The following is a 22,117-nucleotide window of genomic DNA, read 5'->3' on the forward strand; positions in this document are numbered from 1 at the left end:
TTTAATCTAATAATTGCTGATTATTGATAATTTTACGGTAGCGAATCCACAGAGTTAACCCTCGCATCAACATAAAGCTCGTCATAGCAAACCACAAACCATGGTTCTGCCAGCTACTTACCAGCCAAAACAGTCCAAAGAAGCCCACCAAAGCACTAAATAACATTGTATTTCGCATGTCTTTGGCACGTGTTAAACCCACAAATACGCCATCAAATAAGAAGCAACCCATCGCCGCAATAGGTAAAATAATGACCCAGGGAAGGTAAACAGTCGCGAGGCTGATAACCTCTGGCACATCGGTAAGTAAACGAATTATTGCCTTGCCAAAAAATAAAAATATAAGACTATAAAACACGGCAAATAACCCGCCCCAAAACAGGCTCAAATTAACCCATAGCTTAATCTGCTTAGTGCTTTGTTCTCCTTTAGCTTTTCCGACCTTAGCTTCACTTGCATAAGCAATACCATCAAGTGCAAAGCTCACCAACATTAAAAAGTTCAGCAATACAGCATTGGCCGCTAAAGTTGTTTCACCGATACGTGCGCCATAAAAAGTCATAAAGCTAAAACACAGTTGTAGCGCCAGTGAACGAATAAATATATCACGATTTAAATTCACTAAATCAAGTAACTTAGCAACACTTAACCATGCTTTCACGGCAAGGTTAACACCCTGCTTTTTGGCAAGTTGTGCAACTAACATAAGTGCAAAAACAAGGGCAGTATAATCAGCAATTAAAGATGCCCACGCAGCTCCAGCCACACCCCAATCAAGAAACACCACAAAATAAATATCAAGCACGATATTAGTAATATTGGTGATAAGTAATAAATAAAATGGCCCGCGGCCATAATGCACCCCTAACATCCAACCAAGTAAAACCAAATTACACAAAGCAGCAGGCGCACTAAAAATACGAATTGAAAAATAGCTATTTGCTTGTTCTAAAACAGCGTCATTGGCATTTGATAAATATGCCATTAAGGATTGAATAGGTATACTCAGCGCTATTAATAACAGCGCAACCGCTGTTGCTAGTAACAAGCTGCGCTTTAATAGCTCAGCGAGTAAGGTGTGATCGCTTTTACCATAGGCCTGTGCAACCAACCCTGTGGTGCTCATCCGTAAAAAACCTGCTAGCCAAAATAATAACGAGATAACTGCTGAACCGAGTGCTATACCAGCCAAATAGTGAGCGCTTCCTAAGTGACCGATTACAGCGGTATCAACTAAACCTAACATTGGCACGGTAATATTTGATAAAATCATCGGACCGGCTAATAACAGTAAACTTTTATGGTGTGCCTTATGACGTTTAAGAAAATGTTTCATTTAGTATTTGCAGTCCTGTTAGGTTTATCTTTGCGTGCCCATGGCGCTGTCATTCTACAGTATCACCACGTCAGTGAAACCCTTCCTGCGGTAACCAGTGTCAGCAGCGATACATTCACAGAACACATGCAATATTTGCAAGATAATAACTTTAAAGTTATTCCATTAGATGAACTCATCACCGCATTACAAGCCGGCCAGCCTCTGACAGATAAAACCGTCGCGATTACCTTCGATGATGGCTATAAAAATAACTATGAAGAAGCGGCACCAATCTTAGAAAAATTTGGCTATCCATATACTATTTTCGTTAATCCCGAGTTGATTGATGAAGGCAAAAGCTATGTTATGACATGGCAACAGTTAAAAGAGCTATCTAATAAAGGCGCCATAATCAGCAATCACACACAAGTCCATAATTACTTACATCGCAAACAGCCAGGCGAGAGTGAAGAGGCGTGGTTAGCTCGCACTAAAAAAGATATTCTATCTGCTCAGCAACGCATTAAAGAAGAAATTGGTCATGATTACAAATATCTTGCTTACCCTTATGGCGAGTTTAACAATTCATTACAACAGTTAGTTAAATCTCTAGGCTTTGTTGGTATAGGTCAACATTCGGGTGCTGTAGGTATCCATTCTGACTTTACCCGATTACCACGCTTTCCGGCGTCGGGCTTTTATTCAAAACTTGATACGCTTGCCACTAAACTAGACTCGCAAGCATTCACTATCAAACAGCTCACCTACTCAGATAGCGTAACGCATGAAAACCCGCCAAGTTTAAGTATGCAATTTGATATGCAAGACTTTCATAAAAGTCAGTTTGCTTGTTATGTCTCTGGTATTGGTCAAGCCGATTTAACGTGGCTTAGTAAAGATACGGTGAAGATCACCTCACCTGAAAAACTGAAAAAAGGCCGCTCTCGCTTTAACTGTACGGCCCCATCTATCGCGAAAAAAGGAAACTACTACTGGTTCTCACAACCTTGGGTTATTTTACCTTAACAGCTTGTTTTAGCATTTGTGCCGTTACCTTATCAAGACGAACTACTTCATTAGCCGCATTGAGCTCCACTGCGGCTTTTGGCATCCCCCATACCACAGACGATAATTCATCCTGAGCTATTGTGTAAGCCCCTGCTTGATTTAGGGCCAATAAACCTCTTGCGCCATCACTGCCCATACCGGTTAGTAACGCAGCCACTGTCGCTTTCGGACAGGCTACCTCCAAAGAGTTAAATAGCACATCAACAGAGGGACGATGTCGATTAACCAACTCACTCGAGTCAAGCTGACAAAACAAGCCGCCTGCTTTTTTTACAACACTCAAATGCTGATCGCCTGGTGCAATATATGCCCAGCCAGTTTGTAGCTTATCACCATGTTCAGCTTCTTTAACGTTGATTTTACAGGTTCTATCCATGCGCATCGCAAATGAAGTACTAAATACAGGAGGAATATGCTGTGTTATAACAATAGGTGGGCAGTTTTCTGGCATGCGTACTAGCACTTCTTTAATCGCTTCTGTGCCACCTGTTGAAGCACCTATTGCAAGCACGCTATTAGCTTTAAACTCAAGTGTTGCTAAAGAGCTATCGTCTTCAACTTTTGACTCTTTAAAGGCACGCACTCTAGCACCAGCTGCTGTTCGCACTTTTTGATGTAGTAAATGCGCATAACGTTGCAAATTTTCAGTGACATTAATAGTTGGCTTGGCAATAAAATCAACTGCACCAATTTCGAGGGCTTCCAAAGTGATTGGGGAGCCTTTTTGAGTAAGCGTTGAAATCATAACAACCGGCATAGGACGAAGACGCATCAAGTTTTTTAAAAAGCTTAATCCATCCATTTTTGGCATCTCGATATCAAGGGTTAAGACATCTGGATTAAGGCGCTTAATTAAATCTCGGGCTTGATAAGGGTCTTCTGCCGCACCAACGACTTGAATGTCTTGCGCTTGCTCGAGTACTTCCTTGAGTAAACCACGGATCAAAGCAGAATCATCAACTATGAGTACTTTGATCATATGCTCTCCTAAAATAATTCAATATCCGTTTCTGCATCTTGTTGCTCAATATCGTGTAAGTATTTAATTTCACGTTTCTCGAGTTGATCAGAGTGCAATTCACGCATCTTTTTAACCTGTGCCTTGCCTGTTTGTGGATCAAACATCACCTTACGTGGCCAAGGCCCGCCAACATCATGGGATACTAAATCTAAACCTTCTTCAAGTACATAGGCATTTGCAAAACGAATATTGCCAACACCAATATCTGTCATTGAACGAATAATTTTTCCACCACCAAATAGTTTAACTTTGAGATTGCGTCTAGAAGCACCATTTTTTAGGATTTCATTGATCAAGTATTCCATAGCCCAGTTGCCATAGCGGCAGTTAAGGCTGTGTGCGTTGCTAGGATCAACGCCTTTTTCTGCTGGTAGCATAAAATGGTTCATGCCACCAATGCCTAAACCTTCATCGTAAATACAGGCTGCAATACAAGAACCTAGCACGGTTGTGATCAGTTCATCTGATTTTGAAACATAAAACTCGCCAGGCAATACCTTAGCAACGACTTTGTGGCGCTTACCATCCCAAAACCGCTTAACGTGTTCAAAACCAGGCAATACAGGTTTAAAATGACTACTCATAGACCACCTTTTTGATAGATCGTTTGGCCTAAATTCTTAAACTCTTTGTGGTCCTTACCCAGTGTTTCGGAATGCCCTAAGAATAAGTGACCGGAATCGGTCAACAAATCATAATAACGTTTAAATAGGGTATCTTTGGTCGGCTTATCAAAATAAATAACAACATTGCGACAAAAAATAACATCAAACGGCCCTTTCATAGGCCAGCTCTGTAATAAGTTTAGACGTTTAAAAAAAATATTTTTTTGTAGTTCGGGTTTTACTTTATATAACTGTTCATCATGGCTTTTTAAAAACCAGCGTTTAAGTTGGCTTTTGTCTAAACCATTCACATTCGCTGCTGTGTACGTACCAGCCTGCGCTTTAGCGAGCACATTTGAATCTAAGTCAGTGGCTAGGATTTTCACATCCCAGTCAGATGGAAATAAACTGCTTAAGGTCATAGCAATAGTGTAAGGCTCTTCGCCGGTTGAGCAGCCTGCAGACCACACCCTTACACGTTTTTGCTTAGCATTACTTACCAGTAGTTTTGGTACTATGGTATTTTTTAGATAATTAAAATGATGGGGTTCACGAAAGAAAGAAGTCAGGTTAGTCGTTATTGCATTAATAAACTCACTGAACTCTTGCTCTTTGTGCTCTTCGAGAAAATCTAAGTATTCTTTAAAGTTCTTAAGCTTATGTTGGCGAATACGTCTTGCTAAACGCGAGTAAACCATCTCGCGTTTATGCTCCGCTAAGACAATGCCGCAAGCATCGTACACTTGTGACGAAATAGCTTTAAAATCACTATCCGTTAATAAAAACTCTTTCATGTGTTTGACCCTGCAGCTGTAACATTAGATGCAATTAACTAGTTAGAATTTTGTTGGGAAGAGTTTTAAAACTCTTCCCACTCATCACTAGGGTCAACAAAGTTATTGCCTTTTGGCGCCGAGCGTACTGGTGAGCTTGGCTGTTTAGCGGCAGGCGCTGAACTTGCACGGCTGGTTATATCCATCTCATTATTTGATAACGAGAAGAAGTTTAATAAGCGGCGCATATCATTCGCTTGCTCTGCCATTGATTCTCCAGCGGCAGATGCTTCTTCAACCAAGGCAGCATTTTGCTGAGTCATTTCGTCCATTTGGGCAATAGCTTTATTAACCTGCTCAATACCAGAACTTTGCTCTTCAGATGCTTGGGCAATATCAGAAATCATCGCTGTAACTCTTTGCACCGCTGTAACAATTTCTTGTAATGTTGAACCTGATTCATTAACTAGTAATGTACCATCTTCAACTTTTCCAACACTGTCTCGGATCAATTCTTTGATTTCTTTTGCTGCAGCTGCTGAACGTTGCGCTAAGTTACGCACCTCACCAGCAACAACCGCGAAACCACGGCCTTGTTCACCTGCTCGCGCAGCTTCAACAGCCGCATTCAACGCTAGTAGGTTTGTTTGGAAGGCAATTTCATCAATTACACTGATAATGTCTGCAATCTTCTTACTTGATTCATTAATTGCTGACATACTGGTTACAGCGCGATTTACCACTTCACCACCTTTTTGTGCCTTAGTGCGTGTTTCTTCAGCAAGTTCATTTACTTCTTTTGCATTATCAGCATTTTGACGAACCGTACTGGTCATCTCTTCCATGCTTGATGCTGTTTCTTCAAGTGATGAAGCTTGCTCTTCAGTACGTTGACTTAAATCAGCATTACCTTGTGAAATTTCTTCTGCGCCACTTGCAACCAGCGTTGCTGAGGTATTAATGCGATTAATTACTTCAGTAAGCTTATCAGCCGTGGCATTTGCATCACGTTTTAGCTTGTCGAACGAACCTTGGTAGTCTTGCTCAATACGTTTTGATAAGTCACCGTTCGCCATGGCATCCAGCATGTTGCCAGTGTCTTTTACTGCATCATCAACAATGCTAACAAGGCTATTTAAGCCCTGCGCTAGACGTAAGAAGAAACCTTGTTTACCCGCTTCTTCAACACGCGCTTCTAAGTCACCACTCCCCGCAGCAGCGACGAGGCCTGCAATTTCTTTTTCAATAGCGACTTCCGCGGTTCTATCTTCCCACTCCACTACCGTACCAATACGTTCGTTTTCTGGGGTGAATATAGGGTTTGCAACCAAGCCAAAAGTACGCCCACCCACTTGAATTTCAGTGCTATAAGTATCACTTAACTTAGCAAGCATGTTGCGTTGATGTGCTGGGTTCTTATGGAACACATCAATATTTTGACCAATCAAATTATTACTGTTGAAATTAGGTAAATCTTTTCTTAAATCACTTTCAGCAATCTTCATCATGTTCAGAACAGCTTCGTTCATGTAAATAATGTTGTTGTCAGAATCAGCAATCATGGTATTCGTTGCTACACGGTCAAGTGCACGACGTACTCGCAGGTTTTCTTCTGCTGCACGCTTTTCAGCTTCAGCTTTATTTACGCTATCAGTAATATCTTGCCACTCAACAATAGTACCTAAACGCTTACCTGATGCGCTCACCCAAGGTGTTGCAATCAAGCTAAAAATAAGCCCTGCTAAACGCAATGTCGTTTTGTATGGTTCAGATAATGTTTTTAGCAGCTCACGTTGGTGTGACGGTTGTTTATGAAAATCATCAACGCAGGTTCCAACTAGGTTTGCAACTGAAAAGCTAGGTAGCACAGTTTGTAACGTTGACTCACGAGCTTGCAGCATTTGCTTTACTTGCTCATTAACGAAAATAATTTTCAAATCGTTATCGGCAATCATCACATTTGCTTGGCATACACGCAGCGCATTTGATAAGTCAGCATCACGTTTTGACTGACGTTCAAGCTCTTTTTGTGGTGTAATATCGGTAGCAAGCTTGATGACTTTAGTGACATTGCCATTGCTATCAATAATCGGGTTATAGGTGCCTTGAATCCAAACTTGCTTGCCATTTTTACCGACACGCTTAAATTCATCAACAAAGAATTCACCGCTGCGTAATCGTTGCCAAAACTGTTGATATTCAGGGCTTTGCGACTCTTCTTCAGCAACAAACATAGAGTGGTGTTGCCCTTGAATTTCTTCGAGTTGGTACCCCATGGTGTTTAAGAAATTAGCATTGGCAGTAATGATCTGCCCCGATGGTTGAAACTCAATCATCGCTTGCGACTTTCTCAGTGCCGCAATAACTAAATCATTTTCCGACTCAACATTTTTAGGACTGCTAAACCATCCCATACCCTTCACCTTCTTGTTAATCTACCCAGTTAAATGTCCATTGTTTTTTGTAGGTCAAGTAATGCGACCATCTTCTCACCCACATTGACTAAACCCGCAACAAATTGCGCGTTGTCTGAGTCAGACAAATGTGGCACTGCCTTCGCTTCATGCTCTGCAATGCTATAGACATCCGAGACGGCATCAACTGCGATGCCCATAATTTTACATGTATTTTCAAGCTGTACTTTTAGAACGATTACAACGGTTAACGGCCCATACTCTATGGCTGATATACCAAAACGAAGCCTTAAATCAATAATTGGCACTATAGTGCCGCGCAGATTAATAACCCCTTTGACGAAATCCGGTGAGTTAGGGATCACCGTAATTTCTTCCCAACTGCGAATTTCTTGCACCGTTAAAATATCTACACCGTACTCTTCTTCGGCCATAAAGAAGGTTAGGAATTGTTTTACATCTTGATCTTGTTCAAGAGTTAGCTTGTTATGCAGGTCGTCGTGTTGTGCAATCATGACGCCTCCAAATTCGCTTTTGATTCTATAATCAATTCCTGGCTCCCTGGCTTTCTAAGCCCAGATAATTTAATCAAACCACTAATATCAACAATCAAAGAAACACGACCATCGCCTAAGATTGTAGCCCCAGAAACGCCATCAACTTTTTGATAGTTTGCCTCCAAACTTTTGATTACGACTTGCTGTTGAGATAATAAGTCGTCAACTAATAAACCTACTTTTTGATTGTCGCTTTCAACAACAACCAGTAAGGTTTTATCAAGCGTTTCAATTGCCCCTTGGTGGTTAAAAATATTGTAAAGCCTTAAGATTGGAATATATTCATCACGTAAGCGCAGCACATCTAAGTCTTTACCAACCCGACTTACCTTACTGATATCGATTTGCAATGATTCGATAATCGAAATTAGCGGGATAATATAAGTATGCTCAGCAATACGTACTAACTGCCCATCTAAGATAGCCAATGTTAGCGGTAGGCGAATTGTAAATGTCGAACCTACGCCCGGTGCTGAAGCCACTTCCACAGAACCGCTCAACGCTTCGATATTGCGCCTTACTACATCCATACCAACGCCACGACCCGATAGGTCGCTTACTTGATCGGCTGTAGAAAACCCTGGTAAGAAAATCAGCTCGTTTACTTCGTTATCAGACAAATCATCAGTTTCTGAAATTAGGCCGTTTTTAATTGCCTTTTCACGAATTTTAGTGGTGTTAAGACCTTGGCCATCATCCATAATTTCGATAACAATATTGCCACCTTGATGAAACGCATTGAGCGTGACAGTACCAACAGGGTCTTTACCCGCAGCAACACGCTTATCAACAGTTTCTAAGCCATGGTCTAGGGAGTTTCTCACTAGGTGAACCATAGGATCAGAAAGCTTCTCCATCACGGTTTTATCTAGTTCGGTTTGCTCACCAAGTAACTTTAGCTCAACTTGTTTATCAAGCTTTTGCGAGATATCTCGCACTAAGCGAGGGAAGCGACTAAACACAAAGCTTATTGGCAACATACGAATACGCATGACGTTTTCTTGTAAGTCACGAGTATTATGTGCCAGTTGCGCTAAGCCCTCTTGTAGAGAAGCAATCGTCGCTTCAGTGATTTCTTGCTCACCCAATTGGCTTAACATCGCTTGGGTAATAACTAATTCACCCACCATGTTGATGAGTGAGTCAACTTTATCAATACCAACTCTGATTGAGGTTGATTCTGCATTGGCAGTAGTTGCTTTAACTGGCGCAGGCTTTTTGGTATCAGAAGTTGGTTTAACTGCTGCAGGCTCAGCCTCTTTCGCTGGTGCTGCATCTTCTGTAGCAGTTTCAGCTGCCGAAATATCTTCATCACCAAACAAACCACCGCATAGCGTAATGGTAATATCAGCGTCATCCTCAACCCATTCAAAAATTTCTTCTATACAGCTTTGCTCTTTGTCTGTGGTTAAGAAAAAGCGCCACGATAAGAAACAATCTTCAGGGGCAAGGTTAGTGATATCAGGCACATCATCTTGAAAAGCTTGTGTTTCAAGTTCACCCAACTCCGCTAATTCACTGATCATGTACAGTGGTTCATTACCGGTTTTAAATAAATGATGGTGTGGTTTGAAATCGATTTGATAGGTATTAAAACTGTTTTCGCTGACAGCTTCTTGCGCTTGAGCAGGTTCTTTACTTGCAGCACGCATGCCGAGAATTTCTTCAAACTTAATACGAAGTTCATCAGCTTCAGTTAGGTCTGGCTGCTGCTCAGCTTGCAAAGTTCTAAGTAAAGCTCGTAAACAATCAACTGATTTTAAAAGTAAATTTACATGCTCAGCAGTAAGATCACGTGAGCCTTCACGGATTTGATCTAACAGGGTTTCGAGAACATGAGTAAAATCTGCAACGGCACTAAAACCAAAGGTTCCACTGCCTCCTTTTATCGAATGCGCAGCGCGAAAGATTGTATTTATTGTCTCTAAGTCTTCTTCGCCAGGTACTAAGTTTAATAACTCAGCCTCCATAGCATCGAGTCCTTCAAAGCTTTCTTCGAAGAATACTTCAAAAAATTGGCTTAGATCTATACTCATGCCCCGCTCCTATTATTAGCGAATCACTTTTTTCAATACCGCTAACAATTGCTCAGGATTAAATGGCTTAACAATCCAACCAGTTGCTCCAGCAGCTTTTCCTTCAGACTTTTTATCAAGCCCCGACTCTGTGGTCAGCATCAGTAAAGGTGTGAACTTATAATTAGGTAAGCTACGTAATTCACGAATAAGGGTAATACCATCCATTACCGGCATATTCACATCAGAAATAACTGCATCAAAGCCTTGTTGCTTTGCGATGTTTAATGCTTCACTGCCATCTTTTGCCTCTGTAACATCAAAGCCAGCTTTTTTAAGCGTAAAACCAACCATTTGGCGCATAGATGCAGAATCGTCTACTGCTAAAATTCTTTTCATAAAAACCTCTTAATTGGCATTCTCAAGCACAAGGTAATGACTTAAGCCCAAACTATTAATTGCCTGTAGCAAAGGTTTGCTCTCGCCAACCCAAATAATTTTGTGTTGCACAGAAAGCAAGTGCTTCTGTAATGCACATAAAAGCTGAATTGATGCTGTGTCAGCACGTGTCACTTCACTGATATCCAGACAAATATCATCATTTGCTGACAACTCTTGTAGCAAATCTTGATGGAGCGTTTCGACCTGACTAATAGCTAATTCTGTAGGGAGCTTTAACATTACTTCTTCTTTCCCTGCTTTAAACAATTCATAACAAAAGCTTAGACTGACTAAATAAAAATGCCATAATTTGAATCAAAAAATAGTAAAATTTTTTAGTAGCTTAGACATATATGTCAAAAAAGGAAGCTTTTCTTTTGCTGAAATTGACTCACCAAGCAAAGAAAATTTACTTTGCGTAATAATCTGCTATTTTTTTGAACTCATCAGTCAAAGTTGTGGCATTAATCAAGGGCACACTTCCTTGTTTAAATTCAGGCTTAAAAATGGCACGCACAGAACCATCACCATCAACCATCACCACAGAAGCACTATGATCAACGGCATACTCTTGCTGATCACTGTCGTTAATTGCGTAAATTAAGCCAAGCTCTCTAACAAAGGGGAAAAGTTGTTTGTGTGGGCCTGATACAGCAAGAAATTCAGGGTTAAAGTAATCAATGTAAGCTTTGCGTTTTTCGGTTGTATCACGCTTTGGATCAACAGCAACAAACCATACTTGCACTTTGTAACCTTGGCTTAATTGCTTTTGCACTGCAGTTAATTTCGCCAGTGTCATTGGGCAGATATCAGGACAGCTAGTGTAGCCTAAAAAGACCAAGTTCCAATGCCCCATAAATTGGCTATTATCTGCAGGTTTACCATGTTGGTCAGTTAATAAAAACGGACTAATCGGCTTTGCTGGCTCGTAAACGAGCGCTTCAACTTTAGGAGCGGTGTTATTTTTGCCACAACCGGTTACAAATAATACCGCACTGAAACATAAATAAGCGACGATTCGTGTCATAAAACTAACCATTTATCAATAAATAAGGCGATAAAGAGTAGCATTAAATGCACAATTGAAAAACGAAATAAATCCATTGCGGTATCATCTTTTGGGGCAATTTTTAGTTTTAATGCCTTATAGATGAAGACCGCATTTAGAGCGCTTGCCCCTAGCAAGTAAATTAACCCTGACATACCAATTAGATAAGGCAGTACACATACCAAAGCTAGCAAAATGCTATAACCAACAACACAGGTTTTACAAAATTCAATACCGTGAGTAACAGGCAGCATAGGAATTTTTGCACGCTCATAGTCACTTTTACGCGCAATTGCTAATGCCCAAAAGTGTGGTGGAGTCCAAGTAAATATAATCATCACTAATAACCATGGCGCAGCAGCCATATGGCCCGTTTCAGAAACCCACCCTAAAAGCGGCGGCATCGCACCAGCTAACCCCCCAATAACAATATTTTGAGGTGTCGCGCGCTTTAAAAACGAAGTATAAATAAATGCATAACCAACGAGTGCAAACAAAGTAAGGATTGCCGTTAATGTATTTGCCCACACCATAAGCATAACAAAACCTAGCACACCGATGGTCGCCGCAAAGCTCAAAGCATGCTGTTTGCTTAGGCGCCCTTTTGCCACAGGGCGATGACGTGTACGTGCCATTTTACTGTCGATTTCACTATCAACAACATGATTGATTACAGCAGCAGCGGCCGATAACAAACCAATACCAAGCAAACTTGCAAGCTGTACAAACACTCCACGCCCAACATCGGGAGCCAATGCCAAACCAACCCAAGCAGTTAGTACAAGCATGGCAACTACTTTAAATTTACTGATAGCTAAGTAATCTTTAAGTAACTCTGAGCTTTGGCTAAATAATGATTTTTCTGTGCTTAGTAATATTGCCATCACAGCCTCCTAGGTTCTTATTTTCAAATGGAAGCATAGTCTTACCATGCTAAGCAGTAGTAGTGCGGCCATTAGATTGTGCGCAAGCGCAACACTTAATGGGAAGTGCCAATGCACAACAGCTAGGCCTAAACAGATTTGGCACAGCAAAGCGATTAATACGGTGACTGTGCAGTGCTTAATTTTTCGAGAGTAACATCTTGAATATATGCGCCACATGATCAGTGCTAACACCACACAAGTAACCAGCGCCCAAATACGATGCAGTAAGTGAATTGACATACGCGCTTGCTGCGATAACACACCATATTCATAGGTACTGTGCTCGAGCGGCAGTTGAAAAACGCTCTTCAAAGAAAACGGTTGTCCGTAGCTACAAAGCGGTAAGCCATTACAATGCGGAGCGGCATAATTTGCAGCAAGCCAGCCACCCAACGCAATTTGCAGTATTAATACCACCAAACCCACAAGCGCTAGACGATAGTATGGCTTTGCACCGCTATCATTACTCGCTACGGGTTTGGTTTTTAAGCGTAGATACAATAAAAACACCAACGACAAAATACTAAAACCGCCAAGTAAATGTCCCATTACAACCAAAGGCTGTAAGTTCATAGTCACAGTCCACATGCCCAATGCGGCTTGGAAGATCACCAGTAGTAATAGTGCCAGTGGCAATTTAACCGGCGTATTTGGATATTGGCGTTTTAACCATGCAAAAACAAACAAAGCTAAAATTAATAGGCCAAGGGCACCAGCAAAATAGCGATGGATCATCTCTTTCCAAGCTTTTGCTGCCTCAAACATCATATCAGGGTAGTTTTGTTCAACATGTAACAGAGCAGTTTCATGTTTTGGCACAGTTAAAAACCCATAGCAACCAGGCCAGTCTGGACAGCCAAGCCCAGCATCACTCAGCCGTGTATAAGCACCAAGCCCAACAACCAAGATAGAGAAGAAAACCGTAATTAAGACTAAATATTTATAATTTTTATACATCTTTATCCCCTTAATGAGGTTTAACTTGAACGCGCGTAGTTAAGTAGTTTTTTTAAGTCTTTAAGTAAGCCTTTTTGAATAAGTCTGTTTTGTTCAGGCTCAGCCTTGTAGGGGTAATGCAAAACCACTAAGCCCATGTGATCAACCAAGTATAAATCTCCCGCTTTGAGCGCTGGACTTACCACCAATTGACGCCAGTTTGCCGATATCTGCTGTTGATTTGTCAGTACCGCCACATCCACTTTTTGCTGATTTTTACCTAAAGCGACGTATAGGTTATCTAGGCTTGCTAATTGGTTTTCACATACTTCATTGCACTCCTTTGGATAATTAAGCGCAATAGTCCATTGTTTGGGCTCACCTTGTTGCCAATCAGCTAATTTAACTTCTTCGCTTAAAAGCTCACCATGATTACTCGAACCACTTGGTAACCACTCAAGCTTCAATGCTGCATAAGCAAGTGCCAGCGGCACAAAACAGCATAAAACGAATAAACTAAGCGGGTTTATTTTCATAACCTCTCCTTCTCATCGCAAAATAAGCAATAACCACACAAGCTAAGCCAATTAATAACCACTGAACGGCATAGGCGTAATGTTTATCTGGCCCCATCACGACACTCTGATAATGCGGAGTTGCGATACCATCAGCTTCATTGCGATAACCAATAAAGCCTTGTAAGGGCATTGCTAATTGAGTACTCAAAATTGCTAAATCAATACCTTGAATTCGCTTTGGCCACCCTTGTTCTGCACCAATCTCATCGGCAAGCGTAAAACCTTGCAAGTTACCTTGTTTCAATTGCACTGTGGCCGTAAAACGTGTTGATTCTGGCCACACAACGGTTGGCAATTGGCTCCGGTTTGTAGGGGCTTTTAGCCAACCAAAGTTAACAATTAAAGGGGCGGTTTCACCTGCAATAGTCATAGCTACAAGTAAGTCATAGCCCACTTGTCCCTGATAGATTTGATTATCAAGCAGCCAGTACTGTTGTTTATTTACCTCGCCAGAGACCTTAACTTGCAAACCCGTTTTATTTAGCTCTGTAGGTAGACTTTGCAGCGCTTGCCAGCTCAAAATTCCTTGTTCTTTCGAAACGGCCAACTGGCTTAGTTGCTGCTGTTTTTGCTCGCCTCGTTGGTATTGCCAAACGCTTAGTCGTAAACAAATAAGCACTGCTAGTATCACAACGCAAATTGCGATAATTGAGCTAAGCTTTTGTTTACGCCATAAAATTAACTGCATTTGGATTACCTAATATGATTAAAATCATTATTGTTTTGTTATTACTTTATATTCTGTTCAACCTATTTAGAGCGCTGTTTGTGATGATGTCAGCAAAAGAGCACTCGAAACCTATGTCGCATTACCTAGGTCGTCGAGTGCTGTTTTCAGGTATTGTGCTGATCCTCATTATTGCCGCAATGAAATTGGGCTTTATTCACACCAACCCCTCGCCGCTTCACAAAGCTACAGCACGTACACAAATACAAATAAACACAACCACACCACATCAACAAAGTGCCAATACCAAGCAGCCGCTTGAAAGGCAAAATGCTTTTCACTCGTAAAGTGACCTTTAAAAATTCTTAGCAAAACCACGAATAAAATGATGGTTCCTAATGTCACGTGCATACCGTGAAAGCCCGTTAACAAGAAAAAGGTATTCCCATAAACACCCGCATCTAAGGTCAAACCTAAGTCTTGGTAAGCATGCATATACTCGTAAACTTGTAAGCCAAGGAAAATCACACCTAATAGCACGGTTAAAGATAAGAACACCTTAAGAGCGCCACGCTTATTGTTTTCCATAGCAACATGAGCAAAGTGAATTGTGACCGAAGAGGTAAGTAGAATAAGCGTATTGATCAGGGGGAGACCTTGCCAGCCCATAGCCTGTGTTGTCTCGCCCGATGGCGTGGTTAACAGCGGCCATACAGCTTCAAAGGTTGGCCAGAGTACTTCGTTGGTCATGGCATTATTGCCTGCGCCACCAAGCCAAGGCACTGAAATCATTCGAGCGTAAAAAAGAGCACCAAAAAATGCCATAAAAAACATGACCTCAGAGAATATAAACCAGCTCATACCTTGTCGGAATGAGCGGTCCATTTGTGCTGAGTAAAGCCCTTTATGAGACTCTTCAATAACGTTTTTAAACCAACTAAAAACCATATAAATTAATATGGCAATGCCAAGATACAATACATACTGGCCATTACTGCCTTCACCACTGACTTGCATCACAGTTAAACCAGCACCGACAGCAATTAAAAACATCGCGATGGCGCCCACTATTGGCCAAGGGCTTTGTGCTGGAACATAGTATTTTTCGTAGTTTTGATTCATTTTGTTTGCTCCCAATTAGCAATTAGCTTGGCGGCTTTTAATCGTTTTTAGCCACAACATGCCCGCTAATATCAAACACGGTATACGACAATGTCAGTTCCTCAACATCGTCGGGTAACTCAGTATCAACATAAAACAACAAGGTAAATTCCATTTCTTCACCGGCTTTCATTGGCTGCTGATCAAAGCAAAAACAGGCGATTTTATGTAAATACTTTGCCGCTTTTCCCGGTGATACCGATGGAATTGCTTGCATGACTTTGTCTTCATTACTGGTATTTTTTGCTGAGAATTTAACTTCACGCATGGCACCAGGTTGTACCGCCACGCTGTATTGCTCAGACTGCACCTTAAATGGCGCGCCGCTTTGAGCGTGAGTGGTAAAGCTGACATCAACTTGACGCTGTGTATTTATTGATTCACTCGCGCTCGCTTTTTCTAATGATGGCTTACCATTCAACCCTGTAACGTCGCAAAACACGTCGTAAAGCGGCACCATTGCAAAAGCAAATGCGAACATGAGCAAGCATGTAATCAGCAGTTTTTTTAGCAAAGGTGCATGGTTCATTACTTAATCTCCGGCGGTGTTTCAAAAGTGTGATAAGGCGCTGGAGAATCAACTTCCCACTCTAAACCTTCAGCTCCATCCCATACTTTGGCAGGCGCTTTTTCGCCACCTCTAGCACATTTAAATACCACCAACACAAACAACAGTTGTGATAAGCCAAATGCAAAACCACCAATACTGATAATGGCGTTAAAGTCAGCGAATTGCAGAGCATAGTCAGGAATACGACGCGGCATACCGGCAAGGCCAACAAAGTGCATAGGGAAGAACAGCACGTTGACACTGATTAGCGATAGCCAGAAATGCCATTTCGCCAGCGTTTCGTTGTACATGTTGCCAGTCCATTTCGGTAACCAATAATAGGCTCCCGCCATAATTGAGAACACGGCTCCTGTCACGAGCACATAATGGAAGTGTGCCACCACAAAATAGGTATCGTGATACTGGAAATCTGCCGGTGTAATGGCAAGCATCAAGCCAGAGAAACCACCTAAGGTGAATAACACAATAAAGGCGATGGCAAACATCATCGGAATTTCAAAGCTAATTGAACCGCGCCACATGGTGGCTACCCAGTTAAACACTTTAACGCCCGTTGGCACCGAAATCAGCATTGTGGCGTACATGAAAAACAACTCGCCGGCTACAGGCATGCCTGTGGTAAACATATGATGTGCCCAAACGATGAAGCTCAGCAGCGCAATGGATGAGGTTGCATACACCATAGAAGCATAGCCAAATAACTTTTTGCGTGAGAAGGTCGGCACAATAGTCGAAATAATCCCAAAGGCTGGCAAAATCATGATGTACACTTCGGGGTGACCGAAGAACCAGAAAATGTGCTGGAACATCACAGGATCACCACCACCTGCCGCATCAAAAAAGCTTGTTGCAAAGTATTTATCTGTCAGCACCATAGTGACAGCCCCAGCTAAAACAGGCATAACAGCGATCAATAAGAATGCTGTGATTAACCAAGTCCAAACAAATAGCGGAAGCTTCATCCAAGTCATACCCGGCGCTCTTAGATTGACGATAGTCACGATAACGTTAATCGCCCCCATAATTGAGCTAATACCCATGATATGTATGGCAAATACAAACAGTGCAGTGTTATCGTTACTATAAGTGGTGGAGAGTGGTGCGTAGAATGTCCAGCCAAACGCAGGACCACCACCTGGCATCAGTAACGAAGCCAACAGGATTAAAAATGCGAAAGGTAATATCCAAAAGCTCCAGTTGTTCATGCGTGGCAGTGCCATATCAGGTGCACCAATCATCATAGGCACCATCCAGTTAGCAAGCCCAGTAAATGCGGGCATAACGGCGCCAAACACCATGATCAAACCATGTACCGTGGTCATTTGGTTAAAAAAGTGCGGATCAACTAACTGTAATCCTGGCTGAAATAGTTCAGCGCGGATCACCATAGCCATCGCTCCACCAATCAAGAACATGGTAAGAGAAAAAATCAGGTATAAACTCCCGATGTCTTTATGATTGGTGGTGTAAAGCCAACGCTTAAAACCTTTAGCAGGATGATGATGGTCGTGATGCGCATGCCCAGTTGCTTGCTCATTAATAACGTTACTCATTATTTCGCCTCCGCTGCTGCATCAATCGCGGCTTGAATTTGACTCGGTTGGATCACATCGCCGGTATCATTACCCCATGCATTTCGCTTATAGGTAATAACCGCAGCAAGTTGCTTAATTGAAAGCTGCTTATCAAACGCTTGCATCGCCGTACCAGGGCGGCCATGTAACACGATATCTATGTGATCTTTTACATCACCTAATACAATGGGACTGCCTTTAAGTGCAGGAAACACGCCTGGTAAGCCCATACCAGTAGGCTGGTGACATGCAGCACAACTTGCCATATACACTTGCTCACCTAAGACCATAAGCTCTTCTTTAGGTAATGTTTGATCAAGCAAAGCAGCATCAGCGGCTGCTGCATTAGCCTTTTCTTCCTTAGCATCTGCAAGCCAATTAGCAAATTCATCTTCAGGTAAGGCTTTCACCACAACAGGCATAAAACCATGATCTTTACCGCATAGTTCTGCACATTGACCACGGTAAACACCTGGTTCGTTAATACGTGTCCACGCTTCATTGATAAATCCCGGGTTTGCGTCCTTTTTAACTGCAAAATCAGGAACCCACCACGAATGAATAACATCGTCTGAGGTCATTAAAAAGCGGACTTTTTTATTGATAGGAAGCACTAGCGGTTTATCTACCTCAAGCAAATAATGCTCCGTTTTTTCTGCCTGATTGTCTATTTGATCTTTTGGTGTAGATAGGATTGAGTAATAGGCTATATCTTCACCCATATATTCGTAATGCCACTTCCATTGCGAGCCTGTCACTTTAATTGTGATATCAGCTTTAGAGGCATCTTCCATAGCAATGAGAGTTTTTGTGGCAGGCACAGCCATGGCTATTAAGATGACAAATGGAATGGCAGTCCAAAGTATTTCAACTTTTGTACTTTCATGAAATTGGGCAGGCTTGGCCCCTTTAGATTTACGGTGGTGTATTAAAGCCCAAAACATCACCGCAAATACGATGATGCCGATTACACAACAGATAATAAATATCGTCATGTGTAACTCATAAACATTATTACTTATATCAGTCACCCCTTTTCGCATATTGTATTGACTATTTGCCAATACAATTTCTGGGAGTGCAACCAATATAAGCCACAAGGCGTAACGCAGTTTACCCATGTGACGGCTCCTTTAGATGCTATTGCAAGACGCAAAGCGAAAAGGCGATACAGCAAGGTGCCCATTCGTTTTTTTTATTGTTCAGAGCGACTACGTATCATTTTAACTCACTTATGATACTGGCCCCCTGTCTAACACCTCGCACATTTTTGTGTCTTTTTATTAATCAGGTGTTAATACATTGCTTTAACCAATTAGTTAAAAAATGACCAATAAGCAAGTTTTAGTGATAATAAATGTTTATTTTGGTGCAGAAATAACAACTATAATCAGCGCGTTATTTAATGTTATGGTTTACGAAGAATATACAAAAAGAGAGGAAAACTGCGCCATATAAGGCTTTAAATAAAGAGTAAGGATTCACAAATCCTAATTAAGTGGCAAAATCACAATGGCGCACCAAATTGAGTCAATTTAGTGCACCAAATAAGGGACAACTACATCCAGTCAGCGTTACGAATGACTCCTACAGCTAACCCTTCAATATTGAAAGATTCATGCTCAAGGTCAACCTCAATAGGTGAGAACTCTTCGTTTTCAGCGTGTAAAAGTACTTTCCGACCTGCTTTTTCTAGCCGCTTAACAGTTACATCTTCATCAACTCGAGCTACAACAACTTGTCCATTTTCAGCAACTTGTGTTCTATGTACTGCAAGCAAGTCACCGTCCATAATACCAATATCTTTCATACTCATGCCATTTACACGTAGTAAAAAGTCAGCGGCTGGTTTAAATAACGTAGGGTCAACTTGGCAATGACTTTCGACATGCTCCTGAGCCAAAATTGGCTCACCAGCTGCAACACGGCCAATCAAAGGTAAACCTAACTGCTCAGGTTCATCTTCTTCAATCAACTGAATACCACGACTCGCTCCAGGCTTCATTTTGATCATGCCTTTTTTTGCCAGTGCTTTTAGATGTTCTTCAGCGGCGTTGGCGCTTTTAAAACCCAATGTTTGAGCTATTTCAGCGCGTGTTGGCGGCATGCCTGTATCTTTAATAAAGACTTTAATTAGTTCTAAGATTTGCGATTGGCGTTTAGTTAATGGGCGCATACAACTGGTTTTCCATACAGTACATTTAACTGTGAGTATATACAGTTATTTGAAAATCGCAAATTTAAATTAACTCCATCATATTGCTACAAAACTAACATTGAACCGCAATGAAAGATGCCATAAGGTATTAGCTTTAATTCGCATGTTAAGGAAACACAATGAGTATTTGGCACCACCCAATCACGCTGGAGCAATGTAAAGACTTGGAACAAGGAGTAACCGGGCAAGGCACTTTAATGAAAACGATGGGTATTGAGGTGACTGAAATTGGCGATGATTATTTAGTGGCCACCATGCCTGCAATTCCTGAACACCATAACCCTATGGGCATGGTTCATGGCGGAGCAAACGTTGTGTTAGCAGAAACAGTGGCAAGCTATGCAGCCAACTTTGTGATTGATTTCAATAAATTCTATGCTGTTGGTCAAGAGATTAATGCCAACCACATAAAAGCGTCTCGAAAAGGGACATTAACGGCAACGGCCAGACCACTTCATTTAGGTAAGCGCACCTCTGTTTGGGATATCAAAATTACCAATGCTGCTGGGGAGCTGTGCTGCGTATCAAGAATGACCGCAGCAGTCGTAGAGCGCTAAATTCAGTTTACTTTTCGACTGGATAAATAGTAATTTCAATCCCTGCGCCAATTGCTGAGATACGTAACAAGGTATCTGCATGCAGGGGTTGGTTAAAGCACTTTGGCGAGTTACCCGATTCAAAACCTAAATCAAATGTACGTTTTGAACAAGATAACCACTGCTTTAATGCATTGCGCGAGCAAGATTCAATTAATTCGCAAAGCTGGTTAATCGCTTTGTCTGGAGAGCTGATATCTGCAGTTGCTTCAATGCGTGCAAGTTGACGGTATTCATCTTGGTCATAATGTAAAACCATAGCGTTTTTCTTCAAATCAGCAACAAGCGCACTAATATCGTGCTTTGATTCAAGCTCCAGATCTACATTTAAAAATTGAATTTCCGACATACTCTCGTTTTTATCCTCTATTGATATCGACTGAAACTTTAACTCAGTTTTGTATATATACCAAATCTAGAATACAGTTAATGCGACATTTTGCCGCATTGGCAATACAGCTAAACAACCTAAAATAGCGCCCATATAACAATAATAACGGGGTGGTAATGAATAAACGCATGTTCAAATATGCTCGTAAAGGGCATAAATGGCTAGGCTATTTACTTGCTTTGCAGATCTTTTTTTGGCTATTAGGTGGGCTTGTAATGAGTTCATTGCCGCTTGAAAAAGTGCATGGAAAACATCTAGCAAATCGCAGTCTAAGTAACCCTTTTTTAGTGTCAGACTACTCTGCTTCTATCGATAAAATAACGGCACAATTTGAACAAATTGAAAGTATCAAGTACAGCCACTTTTTAGAGTCGCCAATCATAGAAGTCACGGCACCGAGCGGCTCCTTTAATTTTGATGGCAGAACAGGTGATAAAATGCCTGCGCCGAATAAAGCACAAATAATTGAAAACGCGAGAACTCACTTACTTATTAACGCAAATATCACGCAAGCACAGCTGTTAACCAAAGGACCAAGAGAAGTAGCTCACAAGGCCAATGTTTGGCAAGTGAGTTTTGATGATTGGCTGACAACAACCTTATATTTAGATAGCCAAACCGGTAAAGTCATTACAGTGCGCAGCTCCCTATGGCGCATTTTCGACTTTTTCTGGATGCTACACATCATGGATTATGATGAGCGCGAAAACTTTAATAACCCACTTCTAATTAGCTTTTCGGCCACCAGCGTACTGTTTTGTATTACGGGGATTATTTTATTGCTACAGAACATTCGTTTAAAACGTAAAAAGCCTGCTAAACGTGCTGGTCAATCAAAATAGGGTTGCCATCTGGGTCGGTGATAATAAAACTCGCGTCACCGGCTTTTTGTATTTCTAACCCTTGTTGCTGAAAATGCGCGGCTAATTGCTCAAAAGTGGCAAACTCTACCAGTGCCTCAGCATTTTGATCCCAGCCTGGGTTAAAGGTCAGCATGGTTTTATCAAACATGCCTTGAAACAAACCTATTAAATGTTCACCATTTTTCATTATTAACCAATGCTGCTCGATTTCGCCGGCAAATTCTTTAAAGCCTAGTTTTTCATAAAACTGCTTTGAAGCATGGATATCTTTCACATTTAAACTCACAGAAAAGGCACCTAATAACATAGTTGTAATTCCTCTAATAAAACGGCCTAACAACTATAGCTGAGTTGAAAAACTTTTCCTTTTTAGAAT

The 22,117-nt window shown here is 41.4% G+C and carries 25 protein-coding genes; 4 read left to right on the top strand and 21 right to left on the bottom strand.

All coding sequences use genetic code 11. The annotated features are described in order from the left end of the window. Position 1 precedes the first annotated feature (1 nt). Positions 2-1,336 (bottom strand): MATE family efflux transporter DinF, encoded by a 1,335-nt coding sequence (gene dinF, locus HCZ11_RS11065; protein ID WP_130050332.1) that lies wholly within the window; start codon positions 1,334-1,336, stop codon positions 2-4. Here dinF and HCZ11_RS11070 point away from each other — a divergent pair. After that, on the top strand, positions 1,313-2,344 hold the full coding sequence (locus HCZ11_RS11070) for a polysaccharide deacetylase family protein (protein ID WP_233786765.1): 1,032 nt from the start codon (positions 1,313-1,315) through the stop codon (positions 2,342-2,344). The genes dinF and HCZ11_RS11070 overlap by 24 nt on opposite strands. Here the strand turns inward: HCZ11_RS11070 and HCZ11_RS11075 are convergent. The 13 genes from HCZ11_RS11075 to HCZ11_RS11135 form a co-directional block, all read right to left on the bottom strand. Continuing rightward, complete coding sequence (locus HCZ11_RS11075; RefSeq protein ID WP_167658427.1) at positions 2,331-3,365, bottom strand: chemotaxis response regulator protein-glutamate methylesterase; 1,035 nt, start codon at positions 3,363-3,365, stop codon at positions 2,331-2,333. The genes HCZ11_RS11070 and HCZ11_RS11075 overlap by 14 nt on opposite strands. Positions 3,366-3,373: 8 nt before the next feature. Continuing rightward, the gene (gene cheD, locus HCZ11_RS11080; protein WP_130050330.1) at positions 3,374-3,991 is read right to left on the bottom strand and encodes a chemoreceptor glutamine deamidase CheD; all 618 of its coding nucleotides are present in this window, start codon (positions 3,989-3,991) and stop codon (positions 3,374-3,376) included. Further along, positions 3,988-4,806 (bottom strand): protein-glutamate O-methyltransferase CheR, encoded by an 819-nt coding sequence (locus HCZ11_RS11085; RefSeq protein WP_167658428.1) that lies wholly within the window; start codon positions 4,804-4,806, stop codon positions 3,988-3,990. The genes cheD and HCZ11_RS11085 overlap by 4 nt, the downstream gene beginning before the upstream one ends. A gap of 65 nt (positions 4,807-4,871) precedes the next feature. Beyond that, positions 4,872-7,199, bottom strand: a complete 2,328-nt coding sequence (locus tag HCZ11_RS11090) for a methyl-accepting chemotaxis protein (RefSeq protein ID WP_167658429.1) — start codon at positions 7,197-7,199, stop codon at positions 4,872-4,874. 29 nt (positions 7,200-7,228) lie between these two features. Continuing rightward, positions 7,229-7,714 carry a chemotaxis protein CheW gene (locus HCZ11_RS11095; RefSeq protein ID WP_130050327.1) on the bottom strand — a complete coding sequence of 162 codons (486 nt, stop codon included), beginning with the start codon at positions 7,712-7,714 and terminating at the stop codon, positions 7,229-7,231. Continuing rightward, positions 7,711-9,792 (bottom strand): chemotaxis protein CheA, encoded by a 2,082-nt coding sequence (locus HCZ11_RS11100; protein WP_167658430.1) that lies wholly within the window; start codon positions 9,790-9,792, stop codon positions 7,711-7,713. The genes HCZ11_RS11095 and HCZ11_RS11100 overlap by 4 nt, the downstream gene beginning before the upstream one ends. A 15-nt stretch (positions 9,793-9,807) precedes the next feature. Beyond that, positions 9,808-10,170, bottom strand: a complete 363-nt coding sequence (locus HCZ11_RS11105; RefSeq protein WP_054562870.1) for a response regulator — start codon at positions 10,168-10,170, stop codon at positions 9,808-9,810. A gap of 9 nt (positions 10,171-10,179) precedes the next feature. Further along, complete coding sequence (locus HCZ11_RS11110; protein WP_130050325.1) at positions 10,180-10,452, bottom strand: STAS domain-containing protein; 273 nt, start codon at positions 10,450-10,452, stop codon at positions 10,180-10,182. A 169-nt stretch (positions 10,453-10,621) separates the two neighbouring features. After that, positions 10,622-11,239 (bottom strand): SCO family protein, encoded by a 618-nt coding sequence (locus tag HCZ11_RS11115; RefSeq protein WP_254869138.1) that lies wholly within the window; start codon positions 11,237-11,239, stop codon positions 10,622-10,624. After that, the gene (gene cyoE / locus HCZ11_RS11120; RefSeq protein ID WP_130050323.1) at positions 11,236-12,144 is read right to left on the bottom strand and encodes a heme o synthase; all 909 of its coding nucleotides are present in this window, start codon (positions 12,142-12,144) and stop codon (positions 11,236-11,238) included. Before cyoE ends, HCZ11_RS11115 begins: the two co-directional genes overlap by 4 nt. Before the next feature lie 9 nt (positions 12,145-12,153). After that, a complete protein-coding gene (locus HCZ11_RS11125) occupies positions 12,154-13,143 on the bottom strand; it encodes a heme A synthase (protein WP_130050322.1) in 990 nt (329 codons plus the stop codon). Positions 13,144-13,163: 20 nt separating this feature from the next. Continuing rightward, entirely contained in the window at positions 13,164-13,658 is a 495-nt protein-coding gene (locus HCZ11_RS11130; RefSeq protein ID WP_167658432.1) for a transmembrane cytochrome oxidase associated protein, read from the bottom strand. Continuing rightward, complete coding sequence (locus tag HCZ11_RS11135; protein WP_130050320.1) at positions 13,639-14,388, bottom strand: SURF1 family protein; 750 nt, start codon at positions 14,386-14,388, stop codon at positions 13,639-13,641. The genes HCZ11_RS11130 and HCZ11_RS11135 overlap by 20 nt, the downstream gene beginning before the upstream one ends. 14 nt (positions 14,389-14,402) lie before the next feature. Between HCZ11_RS11135 and HCZ11_RS19775 the strand changes: the two genes are divergently transcribed. Then, positions 14,403-14,714, top strand: coding sequence for a DUF2909 domain-containing protein (locus HCZ11_RS19775; protein ID WP_167658433.1), 312 nt, complete (start codon positions 14,403-14,405; stop codon positions 14,712-14,714). Here the strand turns inward: HCZ11_RS19775 and HCZ11_RS11145 are convergent. From HCZ11_RS11145 to lexA, 5 genes are all read right to left on the bottom strand, one after another. Then, a complete protein-coding gene (locus HCZ11_RS11145) occupies positions 14,614-15,489 on the bottom strand; it encodes a cytochrome c oxidase subunit 3 (RefSeq protein ID WP_167658434.1) in 876 nt (291 codons plus the stop codon). The genes HCZ11_RS19775 and HCZ11_RS11145 overlap by 101 nt on opposite strands. A 37-nt stretch (positions 15,490-15,526) precedes the next feature. Then, positions 15,527-16,057: a cytochrome c oxidase assembly protein gene (locus tag HCZ11_RS11150; protein ID WP_054554454.1), complete on the bottom strand. Its 531-nt coding sequence runs from the start codon at positions 16,055-16,057 to the stop codon at positions 15,527-15,529. After that, the gene (gene ctaD, locus HCZ11_RS11155) at positions 16,057-17,652 is read right to left on the bottom strand and encodes a cytochrome c oxidase subunit I (RefSeq protein WP_130050317.1); all 1,596 of its coding nucleotides are present in this window, start codon (positions 17,650-17,652) and stop codon (positions 16,057-16,059) included. The genes HCZ11_RS11150 and ctaD overlap by 1 nt, the downstream gene beginning before the upstream one ends. Next, positions 17,652-18,794, bottom strand: coding sequence for a cytochrome c oxidase subunit II (gene coxB, locus HCZ11_RS11160; protein WP_167658435.1), 1,143 nt, complete (start codon positions 18,792-18,794; stop codon positions 17,652-17,654). The genes ctaD and coxB overlap by 1 nt, the downstream gene beginning before the upstream one ends. Positions 18,795-19,231: 437 nt before the next feature. Then, positions 19,232-19,849 carry a transcriptional repressor LexA gene (lexA, locus tag HCZ11_RS11165; RefSeq protein WP_130050315.1) on the bottom strand — a complete coding sequence of 206 codons (618 nt, stop codon included), beginning with the start codon at positions 19,847-19,849 and terminating at the stop codon, positions 19,232-19,234. A 161-nt stretch (positions 19,850-20,010) separates the two neighbouring features. On the opposite strand from lexA, the gene HCZ11_RS11170 reads away from it, so the two are divergent. Continuing rightward, a complete protein-coding gene (locus HCZ11_RS11170) occupies positions 20,011-20,448 on the top strand; it encodes a PaaI family thioesterase (protein ID WP_130050314.1) in 438 nt (145 codons plus the stop codon). A gap of 7 nt (positions 20,449-20,455) precedes the next feature. Here HCZ11_RS11170 and HCZ11_RS11175 read toward each other — a convergent pair whose 3' ends face one another. Then, positions 20,456-20,836, bottom strand: a complete 381-nt coding sequence (locus HCZ11_RS11175; protein WP_130050313.1) for a hypothetical protein — start codon at positions 20,834-20,836, stop codon at positions 20,456-20,458. A gap of 158 nt (positions 20,837-20,994) precedes the next feature. Between HCZ11_RS11175 and HCZ11_RS11180 the strand changes: the two genes are divergently transcribed. Beyond that, a complete protein-coding gene (locus tag HCZ11_RS11180; RefSeq protein ID WP_130050312.1) occupies positions 20,995-21,720 on the top strand; it encodes a hypothetical protein in 726 nt (241 codons plus the stop codon). Here the strand turns inward: HCZ11_RS11180 and HCZ11_RS11185 are convergent. Continuing rightward, positions 21,695-22,048 carry a VOC family protein gene (locus HCZ11_RS11185; RefSeq protein ID WP_130050311.1) on the bottom strand — a complete coding sequence of 118 codons (354 nt, stop codon included), beginning with the start codon at positions 22,046-22,048 and terminating at the stop codon, positions 21,695-21,697. The two genes, HCZ11_RS11180 and HCZ11_RS11185, sit on opposite strands and share 26 nt — an antisense overlap. Between the last annotated feature and the right edge of the window lie 69 nt (positions 22,049-22,117).

The sequence above is a fragment of the Pseudoalteromonas sp. HF66 genome, assembly GCF_011806445.1.
Classification (GTDB): domain Bacteria; phylum Pseudomonadota; class Gammaproteobacteria; order Enterobacterales; family Alteromonadaceae; genus Pseudoalteromonas; species Pseudoalteromonas apostichopi.